The sequence below is a fragment of the Sodalis ligni genome (assembly GCF_016865525.2).
GTDB lineage: Bacteria > Pseudomonadota > Gammaproteobacteria > Enterobacterales > Enterobacteriaceae > Acerihabitans > Acerihabitans ligni.
Genome location: NZ_CP075169.1, coordinates 446,796 through 459,164, shown reverse-complemented (window position 1 = coordinate 459,164; position 12,369 = coordinate 446,796). Strand labels below are relative to the sequence as shown.

The following is a 12,369-nucleotide window of genomic DNA, read 5'->3' as shown; positions in this document are numbered from 1 at the left end:
TGTGTAATTGCCACCTTATTAAATGTGACCGTTCAGCCGGTCACCGAACTCAATAATAAAACGACTCATCGCCAGCCGCCAGTTTTGAATCGGCATGCTCCATTTTTTCGACGCCGACTGTATCGCGAGGTATATCACTTTGCGTACCGAGTCATCCGTCGGGAACACTTTGCGTTTCTTGATAGCCTGTCGGATCACGCTATTGAGTGATTCTATCGCATTAGTTGTGTAGATTGCCTTGCGGATATCGGGCGGATAACCAAAGAAGGTATTGAGATTTTCCCAGTGGGCCCGCCAGCTTTGCTGATCTGGGGATATTTACCGTCCCAGACGTTTGCGAACGCATCCAGCGCCATCAGGGCGGCTTCTTCCGTCGGCGATTGATAGACGGCTTTCAGCCCGGCAGTAACGCCCTTATAGTCTTTCCACGAGACGAATTTCAGGCTGTTGCGTACCATGTGGATAATGCAAAGCTGGATATGTGTTTGCGGGTAGACGCTGTTTATCGCCTCCGGGAAGCCGTTCAAGCCATCCACACAGGCGATAAGGATGTCCTGAAGCCCACGATTTTTCAGCTCGGTCAGTACGTTAAGCCAGAACTTCGCGCCCTCATTTTCTGCCAACCACATGCCGAGCAACTCTTTTTTGCCCTCGGTATTGATACCCAAGGCAAGGAAAACGGCCTTATTTATCACCGAACCATTGTGCCGGACTTTTACCACAATACAGTCAAGATAAACAATGGGATACAGTGAGTCCAGCGGACGATTTTGCCATTCGGTTACCTGTTCTTTAACGGCATCCGTCACTTTGGATATCAAGGTGGCCGACACGTCAGCGTCATACATTTCCTTGAACGTCGCGACGATTTCACGCGTGGTCATGCCTTTGGCATAAAGAGACAAAATCTGGCTATCCATCTGGGTGATACGGGTCTGGTTCTTCTTGATAAGCTGCGGCTCGAAGGTACTTTCACGGTCACGTGGCGTGTTTAGCGTGATCTCGCCGTCATCGATAAGCAATGTTTTGAGGAGTACCCGTTACGGGTGTTGGTGCCGGTTTTAGGCGTGTTTTTCTCATGCCCAAGGTGGTCAGTGAGTTCGGCGTTCAGCGCCGTTTCCACGGTGAGCTTAGTCAACATACGTGAAAACTGATTGAGATCAGCTTCAGTCTTGATGCCTTTGGCCAGTTCTGTAGCAAGTGCCTGAAGTTTCTTCTCGTCCATAATTTGCCTGTCTCCGCTGTTCGGATAACGATATCAAAAACAGGCAATTACACAATTTAATTTACAGGCTCCAAGTAATTTAAGATCAACTACGATTGATTTCATTACCCCTTACCTTTTTTGTTTATTTGCTTTTGAACCTCTCCCCCAACAGACTCGTTGATCATAGAACCAGTAACTGCACCGCTTATTTCTACAGCATTTTTATTAATAACAGGAGCTAATTTATCCTTTACTACTGCTCCCCCCAGCGCACCCGCAGCGGTACCTGCGCCAGCCCCCACCATCGGCCCCACCGGATCTTCGCCCTTAATCGTACTACCCAGGTAAGCCCCGCCAACGTTAATCGCTTCTTGAGCCACGATCCCCCGTCCTTGCGTCACCGCACCAATACCAGTTGCAATAAGCGCATCGGTATAACTGAACGGCTTATCGCCCTTTGTCGTTAACTGCACACCGCTGTTAGCCACGCCGCCAATGACGCCGCCGGTCACCACGGCGGCGGTGCCTACCTATTACAGTCGTCACCCCGGTCTATACCTCAAGGGGGATTGGCTGGGCGAAGCCGGATTCGCCACCGGCCAGCCCGTGCGGGTGATGGTGGAGCCGGGACGACTGGTGATATTGCCTGAGGCGGGGTAACAGGTTGGCATGTAAGATAAGATCCCGGCGTAGAAGGCCGGGATTATACTATTGATATTCGACAACCCCGGCGTGATTCCCGGGAATAACATATTAATAAAAATCAGGGTCCATATGCCCTTATGCCTTAAGGATTTTAAAGAACCTTTTATATGCGGCTTCGTCAATATGTAAGTTTTTGAATTTGGTTCTGGCGAGTTGCATCCAATTTATTTAGACGTAAACATAGGACCACAGCTCGTAATTTTTGGCCATTTTCTATGGACCTGGCCATAACAACTCCGGTTTTAATTCCTCTGGAACCAAATTAAATAACTCCTTAATATACTTTATATTTTGATTATAATTAGGGGATATATCATCATTACAATGTTGAAAGTAATATTTTGCCTGGTAATTTAAAAACCATACGTCATGTTCTGTAATACCTTCTTCTAAGAGACTTTTGGTAGATTATGTATAAGCTCAGCCTCAAAAAGCAAGATAAATCATGAGATTTTACCTTAGCATTTTGCGACTGAATGCTTCTAATGTATGGTAAAATTAGCTCAAACATTTTACGTATATTTCTAACTTTCTCATCTCCCATCTCCACGGCTAACGCTTAGGCATCTTAACAGCTCCGGCAGGAGCTTTCTTACTTTCAGTCCATACACCATTCTTTATTAATTTTTCAATATGTGAAGCATCGCCAGTTTGCTTATAAATTTCTTGAGCTGCAACCATACGATGATTACCCTCTGTTATATAAAACGCCCTTGGTTATCAATATAACCGGCAATACGCCCTTTAGACTCCGAGAATTTGAATTCTCCGTTCAACATATCCTTCTTCAATTTATCGATATATGCAGGATCTCTTAATCCTGTTTGTAAACTCTTAAGAGCAACAGGATAAGATTGTGATGATAAAGTGGTTTTGCTAAATGAACGAGATCCTTGCTCAGTAGGCCCATTGATACTACCGCTGCCTGATTCTCGGGATCTGATGCAAAGGCTGCAAATTTCGTCCAGCCAGGACTATTTGTATCTATGTTCTTGAGATCTTGACCGTTCCATTGTCGAACGTAAGCTTTTGCCTCTTCATTGGTCATCACATCCACGCCGGGAATTTTACCCATCCAGCTAGGACGATCCGCCATACTTATACCACCCAGAGCCAATTCCTTGTCAATGACTTGGGCTTCAAGCGGGAAGTCTTTTAATTTTTCGTTTGTTTCTGCACTCTGCTTATCACTCAAAGCTTTATATTTATCGACGACAGCACTACAATCGCCGCCCGATTCTCGACATTCCGACAATTCCTTATCAAGATCCAAAGCCTGCTTTGCATTAAGGAAGTTATTCTCCACAACAACGTCACCTGATGTAAGCCCTCTCATCGAACGTCATTTTTCGTTGTGCTATCAGCTCGTTAGACGGCGTTTTCTCCAGTGTCCTTTACCCTGTCGGACCGAAGGCCCCGACGCGCCTTTTTCGCCTGTTTACGCGCCGTTGCCAGAGCAGCGTATCAACGCTTTTCTCTCAGGTTCTTATACGAAGCGGTTTTTACATCGCGGCGGTGAGGCGGGGCGCAGCTTGCCTGCGGCCCGGCGAACCGTCTGCCGGGCGTGGGCTGGCGAAGCCCGCAAGCGACGTTGCGCGGCGCTTTGAGACACGGACGGCTAAGGGAAGGAGGGTTTTGCATGACCGCGCCGGACCGGGGCGGGTAGCGCAAGCTGGCCGGCACGGGAACGAGCAAGAAGCGCAGCGACTGCGAGCCGTGACGGGCAGACGCAGCCGGGCGGGCATGTAGCCTTGAAGCGGAGGCCGTCAGGCCGACAGCCCCTTTGTCGTTGACCTGGATGTTTGCTGAGGATGGGCACCGGCGTTGACGCCGCCAGGGACGGCGGCCCCACCGGCGGGGCTAAGGGGATAACCGAGGTTTGCAGCAGAGGGCAAGCCGGGCAACGGCGCCGCCCTGTGCGTCACGCCGGGCTAAGGGGCCGATACCGGCGGCCAGCCGCGTTGCGTGGTTGAGGCAGTAGCGAAGCGCCCCAGGCTTATCGGCGCAGCTATAACGTTTGTTACGCGTTGGCCCCGTTCAGGGGCTTTCGCGTAACGCAACGTTATGGTTAATGGAGCCTGTACATAGATTTGTGTAATTGCCTGATTTTGATATCTTCTATCCAACATCAAAAACAGGTTAATTTATGGACGAAAAACAGTTGCAGGCTCTGGCTAACGAATTGGCCAAAATCTTAAAACCCGGAAGATCTCAACCAGTTTGATCGCTTACTGAAAAAATCAGTGTCGAGGCGGCTCTAAACGCTGAAATGACACATCACCTCGGTTACGATAAAAATCAGCCCAGGACCGGCTCCAATGCCCGCAACGGCTACTCGGCTAAGACAGTAACCACCGGCGATGGGCCACTGGAACTGCGTACTCCGCGCGATCGAGAGGGGTCCTTCGAACCGCAATTGGTGAAGAAAAACCAGACCCGGATCACCGGCATGGACAACCAGATCCTGTCGTTGTACGCCAAAGGCATGACCACCCGCGAGATCGCCGCCGCGTTTAAAGAATTGTATGACGCTGATGTTTCGCCGGCGCTGGTATCGAAGGTGACTGATGCCGTGATGGAGCAGGTTGTAGAATGGCAAAATCGGCCACTGGATACTGTCTATCCCATTGTTTACCTTGACTGTATCGTACTTAAAGTTCGGCAAGATAGCCGCGTCATCAACAAAACCGTGTTCCTGGCCCTGGGCATCAATATCGAAGGGCAGAAAGAGTTGCTGGGGATGTGGCTGGCCGAAAATGAAGGGCAAAGTTCTGGCTGAACGTGCTGACGGAGCTGAAAAACCGCGGTCTGAACGATATTCTCATCGCCTGCGTTGACGGTCTGAAAGGCTTCCCGGACGCCATCAATGCGGTCTACCCGCAGGCGCGTATCCAGCTGTGTATCGTGCATATGGTGCGCAACAGTCTGCGGTTCGTCTCCTGGAAGGACTACAAAGCCGTCACCCGGGACCTGAAGGCCATCTATCAGGCGCCTACGGAAGAGGCTGGCTTGCAAGCGCTGGAAGCGTTCGCCAGTGCCTGGGATAACCGCTATCCGCAGATAAGCCGCAGCTGGCAGGTAAACTGGGCGAATCTTGCCACGTTCTTTGGCTACCCACCGGACATCCGCAAGGTGATCTACACGACCAACGCCATCGAGTCGCTGAACAGCGTAATCCGCCACGCGATCAAAAAGCGTAAGGTGTTCCCGACAGACGACTCAGTGAAAAAGGTGGTGTGGCTGGCGATCCAGGCAGCATCACAGAAATGGACGATGCCGCTGAAGGACTGGCGTATGGCGATGAGCCGCTTTATTATCGAGTTCGGTGACCGCCTGGACGGTCACTTCTGAGGAAAGGCATTTACACAGAATCATGTACAGGGCCGGTTAATGACGACCGGCCGGCAACGGCTCCGGCATAACGCACCCAGCCCAGTGCCGGCCGGGCGGCATTGACCGCCGGAGCACGGTCGGTCAGGGGCAAGAGGTGCGCCAGGAGGGCGCGCCTCTTGCCTGTCAACCTACACCGGCGGACTGCTAGGGAGCGAGCTAACTTTTAAGCTCATCCGATGACCATGAGCCCAGACCGTCGATATCACGAGAGCCATGCAGGACGCGCTCGATAAGCACCTCATCGTCTCGTGTGTCGTATATCAGGACATAGCGTCCGTAAGTGCAGCTTCTCCGGCTTTTTCCTAACTCTGGGCGTTCGCGGTAGATACAGGGATTTTCACCTATCAGCTTACATTGCTCGAGCAGCTCATGGGTAAAGCTGAACGCCCGTGTTGGGTTATCCTGCGCGATGTAATCGCCTATCGCGGCGATATCTTGCCCCGCCAACGGGGATATTCTTAGTCTCATTGCGCTTTATTATCTTCCATCATGCGCCGATATTTTTGCAGCAAGGGCCGAACACCTCTTCTACCGTTTTGCCCTCACCGCTGTTCGCGCCCAGCTCTACCGCTGCACGTAACGCGTCGAGTTTCTGTTGTTGTTCATGCTCTTCCAGCGAACGCAAGCCGGCGCGGATGACTTCGCTGACATTGTTATAACGGCCACTGTCGATTTGCGCGCGGATAAACTCTTCGAAGTGAGGACTCAGCGCGATACTGGTTGTCATGGTTGCCTCCAGACTCAAGATATTATCTATTACTATCTGTTAGTATCTTTGGTGTTTTGTTTAGCGTCAACCCCCCTCATGGGTGTTTCATCTTCTGCCATCAAGTCGGCCAGCAGTCCGGTGTCTTCATCGTCGCCACCGTCCGGCCCTTCGCTCTGCGTCTGCTCTGCCGGATGCGTCGACGCATGCACCGCCGACAGCGCCTTGATGCTCACCTGCGTGTAGATTTGCGTACTCTCCAGGCTGGCGTGGCCCAGCATCGCCTGTATCCAGCGCACGTCCGCGCCGTTTTCCAGCATTTGCGTGGCCATCGCGTGGCGGAACAGGTGGCAACTGCCCCACCGGGCGACACCGGACGTTTTGATGTAGCGGCCCACCACATAGCTGATACCGTTGACCGTTAAGCCTTCCACGCCGTCCAGCGCCACGAACAGCGCGGTGATGGCCGGATTGATGACAAGCGCCGGGCGCACCTGTTGCTTGTAGTGCTCTACCCAACGCAGCGCCCGTTCTCCTATCGGGATAACCCGGTCTTTTTTGCCCTTGCCCTGGCGTACCGTCACCGTTTTACGGCTCCCGTCCACGCTGTAGAGGTCAAGCCTGGCCACTTCAGCGCGCCTAAGCCCCGTCGACCACAGCAGCTCCATCAGCGCCCGGTCGCGTTGACCTTGTGGCGTCTCCAGGTCCGGCAGGCTCAGCACCCGCTCCACATCCTCCACGCTCAGGATATGGCGCGGCAGGTGCTTTCCAGCTTCGGCAGCTCCAGGTCGGCGGCCGGATTGGCCAGTATCAGGTTGTGTTTGCTCATCCAGCGGAACCACACCTTCAACGGCTCCAGCTGGCTGCGCTGGGTGCGCGAACTCAGCGGCTCGCCGTTGGTCTTGCGGTACTGGTACAGATGACGCTGGTAACGCTCCAGGATGGGCCGGGTAATGTCAGCGCCGTGATGCAGTCCGCGCTCGACGGCCCATAGGATGAAGTGATACTGGTGATGGGTCTGCGTCTTGAGCGTGGTCTCCGACCAGTTGCGCTCCCGCCGCCACGCCACGAACCGCAACAGCAGCGCATACAGGCTCTTGGGGTCGTCGGCCGGGCCGATGGGTTGGCGGTAGATGTCGTCGACGCTCAGCAACGCGCCGGGGCGGGTTTGCGGTTAGCCATGGGTCACCTCCGTCACGCCGCTCGACAGGGCGGCATGGGCCGCTGCACCGTTATTTTTTTCTCTTATTACCGCGTTGGGCTCAAGGCCGTCCGGCTTCTCCGCCGAGCCTTGCCCAGCCTGGGCTGATGCCGCTTTTTCATTGCCCGACCGACCGCCGACCGTACCCCGACCGCAGGCCGACCGGTCAGCGTCAGACCCCGACCGGTTCACATTGCCTGCCATCGTGACCGGCCTGTCAGGCAAGGCGTCCGCGTCCAGCAACCCGCTCAGATGGGGGCTGTCGTTCTCCTCGCCATCCCACAGCAAGCCGTATTCATAGGTCAGCCCGCGCCGGAACAGCAGCAGGTATTCCATTTCCAGCAGCCGGGCAAGGTGGATTTTCAGCTGCGTATCGCCCCAGCCCAGCGCCGCGCGGACATCGCGCCGGGTAAAGCGCAGCTCGTCTGTTTTCAGCGCCTGACCTTGCGCCTGTTCGCTCACCCAGCCCTTCAGCCACACCAGTAACCGGCGCGTCTGCGGCGGCATCTCATCCAGCGTCCTGCCCAGCACCTCGTGCGCTAGCCGGTTAGCCAACGCGATATCCTCCGCCGTCACCTCGATATATTCGATAACCTGCCCGCGATGCTCGACCTTTTTTACCGCCCGCTGGTACTGGTGCAGCAGCGTGATGCTCTGGATTAAGGTCAGGTATTTCATATGGTCGCGCCGGGTGCGGGTTTTATCTGACAGGAACGTCAGCCGGTCGGCATAGGGATTCACGACCTTTAGCGGGCGCAACAGCCGCTGGGCGTTTTGGTGCAACTGTGTCAGATAACCTTTTTCACTCTCGCCCAACAAGCCCGCCAGCGTCTGTTTATGCCGCTGAAGCGCCTGTATCGCCTGCGTCTGCTCGCGTGATTCGTTCACCGTCAGCACCAGGCAGCGATTGAGCAGCTCTTCGTCCACATCTATCGCCGTGGTGGTCAGCATCAGCATCACCGGCCCTTTGACGCGGTATTCACGCGTCACCAGTTCGCCGCTCTGCTCGTTCTTGCCGGTACTGGCGATATTCAGCTCGCCGTCCGATTGTAAGAGCTTCAGCGCATAGGCAGCCTGCCTGACCCCTTCTTCTTCGGCTATCGCCAGGATTTTATGTTGCAGGCTGTTCTCCCCCAGGTAATACAGGCTCTGGCCGGTCATCGCGCTGTACTGCACCCGCTCTTCCGGCGGCATCAGGTTCAGCACCGCGTCCATCAGCGAAGATTTCCCTGCCGCGCTCGAAGACTGGATAAGCACCGCCAGCGGGCTGGCCAGCTTGCGCGAAGTGGCCGCCAGATAGCCGGTCAGCAGATTGGTGGCTTCACCCACCACGCCGCAGGCGGCCAGGTCATTGACGATACGCTCCGCCAGGTCGGGGGATTTGAGCAAGACCAGGGCGGCTTTTCATCTTCCGCCGAGACCGTGGCAACCGATGCGCCCTCAGTCTCTGCCGCCGCCTGCCGGGTCTCATCCTGCTTTTGCTCCAGCATCAGCAACACCCGGCCGCATTCGCGCTTGATGACCGACGTTTCACACCCCAGCTCGCCGGCAGCGACGGTGATATAGCCCTGGCGTTGTTTGGCGTGGTACATGTCCAGGCTGTCCACATGGAAGGCTCCGCTGGTCTCATCGCGCACCTGCACATTGACCTTCATTACCTCGGCCAGCGCGTTCTTCCGCCAGCCCGCACCCGCCACACTCGCGGGCCGCAGCGTAACAACAGCTCACCGGCGGACGTGGTTTCATAGGGATGTCAGGCGCGGCGGGGCCGGCTGCATGCCCGGCAAGGCGGCTAAAGAAGAAGGGTTACTGCCGGTAAGCACCGTGCCTGTCGCAACGCCCGCGCCGCTGTCCATCCGCACCGCTTGTTCTACCGCCATGTTCATCGTGCCGGGCGTATTGCCGCTTCTGAGCGCGTATTCGTTCGCATCCATCCCCGCCGGGAACCGGATACGCCATGCCTCGATCCCAGCGTCGTGAAGCTTACCGGCCACCGCCTCCGCCCCCCGATCCCCGGCCTCGTCACGATCGAAGGCGATCAGCACCCGCTTCACCCCGTGATATTGCAACGCCGCCAGATGGCCCGCCGTGAAGCCGTTGCAGCCGAACGCCGCGATCACGTTGCGGTAGCCCGCGCACCAGAAGGTCATGGCGTCAAGAAGCGCTTCGCACAAGATAACCTCGGCAGCCCCTTTCAGCGCCGGCTCGTTCCAGACGCCCGTCAACGGCGACGGCAGATAAAGATGCCGGGGCGATCCCTTCTTGATCTGGCTGTCAACCAAGGTTCTGCGCCCGTAAAGCTGCTGTATCCGGCCACGCGCCGCCGGATCGTAACTCTCCGACCAGCCCGTCACCGGCACCACCAGGCAGCCGCGGAAGTGATCCTGACGGGTGCTTTCACGCAGCACGCCCAACGCGGTAAGCCGGGAACGCAGCCGCTTGCCTTCATTGGCATGAGTGGACGGCAGGACGCCTGCCACGCCGTGCGCCCCGGCGAACCCCAACCGGAAGTGACTGACCAGCTCAGGATGGTTCAGCCCGCGTTTGCTCAGCCACTGCACCGCCTCCGGCGACTGGAGCAGGTTGCGGTGGTAAAAGTCCACCGTCTGGCTCAGCAGCGCCTGGCCGTCATCATCCAGATCGGCCAGCGGCGGATGCGCCACCTTCGCCGGTTCGTACACCGGATCCAGCACCCGCCCCGGTACGCTGCCCGCATAGCGCCGCAACCACGCCACCGCCGCCGGCAGCGGCAACCGTTCCGTGTGCATCACCCAGTCCAGCACCGACCCCGCCGCCGCGCAGCCGAAGCAGTGGAACAGGTTTTTCGGGCTGATGACGCAGGATGGGGTGTTCTCCTGATGGAACGGGCACAGCAACACGAAGTCCCTGCCTTGCTTGTGCGTTTTATGGCCCTGCGATTCCGCCAGACCCAGCAGGCAGATCTTCTGCTTGAGTTCATCCAGTTCTTCCTTGGGGATGCGGGCCATCGCGTTACTCCTGTAAAAACCTGTCAAGACTAATATAGTGTACTTTTATGGTACACTATAATATACTTTAGTCAAGTCAGCTTAACCGAGGGGGTTACTATCATGGACAACGTTCATTACTGGTTAATCATCATGAGTTTCTCCCAGCGCATTGTCACGTTGCGTAAGCAGCGCGGACTCACGCAACAAGGCCTGTCCGACGCGACCGGCATTCATGTCCAGCAGATTAAGCGCTACGAAGCCGGTAGCTCTTTACCTACTGCCGATGCCCTCAAGAAGCTGGCGATTATCCTGCACGTCACGGCGGATTTTCTGTTGTTCGAACCCGGCGAGCGTGAGCCGGAAGATGATATGAAGCTACGTTTTGAGGCGGTGGCCGCCATGCCCGAGGAAGATCGTGAGGTGGCTAAAGCCGTACTCGATGCGATGATTGTGAAGAGTCAGGTTACCCAGACCGTGACGCGCGTTGGTAAAACAGCGGCTAAAGAGAAGAGCTAAGTTATTCAGCGCGGGGCGGAGGTGTTACGAGCACCTCAACCCCGCTGACCACAAGCAACTAATGAGGATAGTTACCATGGCTAAGCACGATTGTAAGTCAGAAACAGGTATTTCCAAAGCACAGCGACGGCTGAAGGTCGGGTATATCAGTGTCCGGCACGAGACGCGGGCGACCCGGATGACAACCTATTACAGCCGCAGCCCCAGTCTGCATCTCAAGGGCCAGTGGCTTATGGAGGCGGGGTTTCCCACCGATCAAGCCGTACGGGTGATGGTGGAACCGGGAAGATTGGTGATAGTGACTGAGGCGGAGTAACGGGCTGGCCTGTAAGATAAAATCCCGGCTTGGGGGCCGGGATTTAAAGGAAAATCGCAAATTTCTAGGATTCATCAATAATATTATTTAGCCCAATGCCTATAGTAAGAAGTAGCAGAACAAATTAATAAACTAACAGAGTCAAAACCCTAACATTGAAAATCTTCGCAATAATTATCCCACCACCCGCCACGGAACCGCCATAGACACCAACTTTAACGGCTAACATTATATAATCCCCATCCAATTCATAAATACCTGTAATTATCCCATTAAAAATACAAAACCCAGTAGACTAATAACGCTTATTATAATCATCCCAATAACAAATGCACAAAATATAAATATACATTGTGGTAATAAGACATTGTACTGAGAATATTTATTCATCGTTTTGAGTCTTCAGCTTCTCAACGCGCTTTTCTAGTATCTTAGTACCAATTTCCGTAGCTGCTGATGATCCAACGTTGCCTGCTACTCCAGGAATTTTGCTCGGGGACATCTCCTTAGAGATTCCCATTAATCCCTTAACTTCTCTGTACTTGAGATGGTTAGGATCAAATTTCGGGTTCCAACCCTTGGTTGCATATTTACCGATAGCGTTAGATCCCAATATTGCGCCTTTACCGATACCGTATCCTCCTACGGCACCCAACCCACTAGTTATAGCCCCAGTTAACGGGTCATCCCCTTTAATAGCATTTGACGCCGCACCGCCAACCGCATTCACCCCCACCGTTACCCCAAAACCAGATGTAGCCGTTAAACCACCGACCCAACCTGCAATTAGCGCATCGGTGTAACTAACTTCACCATCCACAGCATATTGTATTGCGGCATTCGCACCACTGCCGATGCCGGCAGCAACCTGCGCTCCACCGGGCAACATGGCCAGACCGATTGTCCCCGCCAGATGAGCCGACACCTTGGCATTTCCTTGCGCGATATCCCCGGCCAGTTGGGCCTTACATTCCGTATCGCAGTCCGGTATCTCACCCAGCCACAGTCCAAGCCCGGAACCCGCTGCCGCCCCGCCCAGTGAGTTATTCTCCACAACAACGTCACCTGATGTAAGCCCTCTCATCGAACGTCATTTTTCGTTGTGCTATCAGCTCGTTAGACGGCGTTTTCTCCAGTGTCCTTTACCCTGTCGGACCGAAGGCCCCGACGCGCCTTTTTCGCCTGTTTACGCGCCGTTGCCAGAGCAGCGTATCAACGCTTTTCTCTCAGGTTCTTATACGAAGCGGTTTTTACATCGCGGCGGTGAGGCGGGGCGCAGCTTGCCTGCGGCCCGGCGAACCGTCTGCCGGGCGTGGGCTGGCGAAGCCCGCAAGCGACGTTGCGCGGCGCTTTGAG

General features: G+C 55.0%; 8 protein-coding genes and 5 pseudogenes. 4 read left to right on the top strand and 9 right to left on the bottom strand.

Annotated features, from left to right (window positions below; translation table 11 throughout):
* Positions 1–18 precede the first annotated feature (18 nt).
* Together GTU79_RS02010 and GTU79_RS02005 are read right to left on the bottom strand one after the other, a co-directional pair.
* Positions 19–1,225, bottom strand: a pseudogene (locus GTU79_RS02010) (IS256 family transposase).
* A gap of 104 nt (positions 1,226–1,329) precedes the next feature.
* The gene (locus GTU79_RS02005; protein ID WP_203523013.1) at positions 1,330–1,695 is read right to left on the bottom strand and encodes an adhesin; all 366 of its coding nucleotides are present in this window, start codon (positions 1,693–1,695) and stop codon (positions 1,330–1,332) included.
* 7 nt (positions 1,696–1,702) lie between these two features.
* On the opposite strand from GTU79_RS02005, the gene GTU79_RS02000 reads away from it, so the two are divergent.
* A complete protein-coding gene (locus tag GTU79_RS02000) occupies positions 1,703–1,867 on the top strand; it encodes a SymE family type I addiction module toxin (protein WP_203523014.1) in 165 nt (54 codons plus the stop codon).
* A 597-nt stretch (positions 1,868–2,464) separates the two neighbouring features.
* On the opposite strand, the gene GTU79_RS30965 is transcribed toward GTU79_RS02000, so the two are convergent.
* Both GTU79_RS30965 and GTU79_RS01995 read right to left on the bottom strand, forming a co-directional pair.
* Positions 2,465–2,593 carry a ParB N-terminal domain-containing protein gene (locus tag GTU79_RS30965; protein WP_275956913.1) on the bottom strand — a complete coding sequence of 43 codons (129 nt, stop codon included), beginning with the start codon at positions 2,591–2,593 and terminating at the stop codon, positions 2,465–2,467.
* A gap of 133 nt (positions 2,594–2,726) precedes the next feature.
* Complete coding sequence (locus GTU79_RS01995; RefSeq protein WP_253073475.1) at positions 2,727–3,218, bottom strand: hypothetical protein; 492 nt, start codon at positions 3,216–3,218, stop codon at positions 2,727–2,729.
* Between the two features lie 840 nt (positions 3,219–4,058).
* Between GTU79_RS01995 and GTU79_RS01990 the strand changes: the two are divergent.
* Positions 4,059–5,263: pseudogene (locus tag GTU79_RS01990) on the top strand (IS256 family transposase).
* Positions 5,264–5,461: 198 nt separating this feature from the next.
* Here the strand turns inward: GTU79_RS01990 and GTU79_RS01985 are convergent.
* The 4 genes and pseudogenes from GTU79_RS01985 to GTU79_RS01970 all read right to left on the bottom strand — a co-directional run bounded on the left by GTU79_RS01985 (position 5,462) and on the right by GTU79_RS01970 (position 10,199).
* Positions 5,462–5,773 carry a type II toxin-antitoxin system RelE/ParE family toxin gene (locus GTU79_RS01985; protein WP_214513665.1) on the bottom strand — a complete coding sequence of 104 codons (312 nt, stop codon included), beginning with the start codon at positions 5,771–5,773 and terminating at the stop codon, positions 5,462–5,464.
* Positions 5,770–6,032 (bottom strand): annotated as a pseudogene (locus GTU79_RS01980) (type II toxin-antitoxin system ParD family antitoxin). Before GTU79_RS01980 ends, GTU79_RS01985 begins: the two are co-directional and overlap by 4 nt.
* Positions 6,033–6,064: 32 nt before the next feature.
* A pseudogene (gene xerC / locus GTU79_RS01975) lies at positions 6,065–7,193 on the bottom strand (site-specific tyrosine recombinase XerC).
* Positions 7,186–10,199 (bottom strand): annotated as a pseudogene (locus GTU79_RS01970) (CHC2 zinc finger domain-containing protein). Before GTU79_RS01970 ends, xerC begins: the two co-directional pseudogenes overlap by 8 nt.
* Positions 10,200–10,331: 132 nt before the next feature.
* Here GTU79_RS01970 and GTU79_RS01965 point away from each other — a divergent pair.
* Both GTU79_RS01965 and GTU79_RS01960 read left to right on the top strand, forming a co-directional pair.
* On the top strand, positions 10,332–10,697 hold the full coding sequence (locus GTU79_RS01965) for a helix-turn-helix domain-containing protein (RefSeq protein ID WP_338091487.1): 366 nt from the start codon (positions 10,332–10,334) through the stop codon (positions 10,695–10,697).
* Positions 10,698–10,773: 76 nt separating this feature from the next.
* On the top strand, positions 10,774–11,013 hold the full coding sequence (locus tag GTU79_RS01960; RefSeq protein ID WP_214513660.1) for a SymE family type I addiction module toxin: 240 nt from the start codon (positions 10,774–10,776) through the stop codon (positions 11,011–11,013).
* 382 nt (positions 11,014–11,395) lie between these two features.
* Here the strand turns inward: GTU79_RS01960 and GTU79_RS01955 are convergent, their stop codons facing one another.
* Positions 11,396–12,067, bottom strand: a complete 672-nt coding sequence (locus GTU79_RS01955; protein ID WP_214513667.1) for a hypothetical protein — start codon at positions 12,065–12,067, stop codon at positions 11,396–11,398.
* Positions 12,068–12,369: the final 302 nt, after the last annotated feature.

What these genes read in the sequence shown, in the direction of transcription:
- GTU79_RS02000 (WP_203523014.1), top strand. Translation starts at nt 1,703, where the DNA reads ATGACGCCGCCGGTCACCACGGCGGCGGTGCCTACCTATTACAGTCGT.
- GTU79_RS30965 (WP_275956913.1), bottom strand. Translation starts at nt 2,593, where the DNA reads ATGGTTGCAGCTCAAGAAATTTATAAGCAAACTGGCGATGCTTCACAT.
- GTU79_RS01985 (WP_214513665.1), bottom strand. Translation starts at nt 5,773, where the DNA reads ATGAGACTAAGAATATCCCCGTTGGCGGGGCAAGATATCGCCGCGATA.
- GTU79_RS01965 (WP_338091487.1), top strand. Translation starts at nt 10,332, where the DNA reads ATGAGTTTCTCCCAGCGCATTGTCACGTTGCGTAAGCAGCGCGGACTC.
- GTU79_RS01960 (WP_214513660.1), top strand. Translation starts at nt 10,774, where the DNA reads ATGGCTAAGCACGATTGTAAGTCAGAAACAGGTATTTCCAAAGCACAG.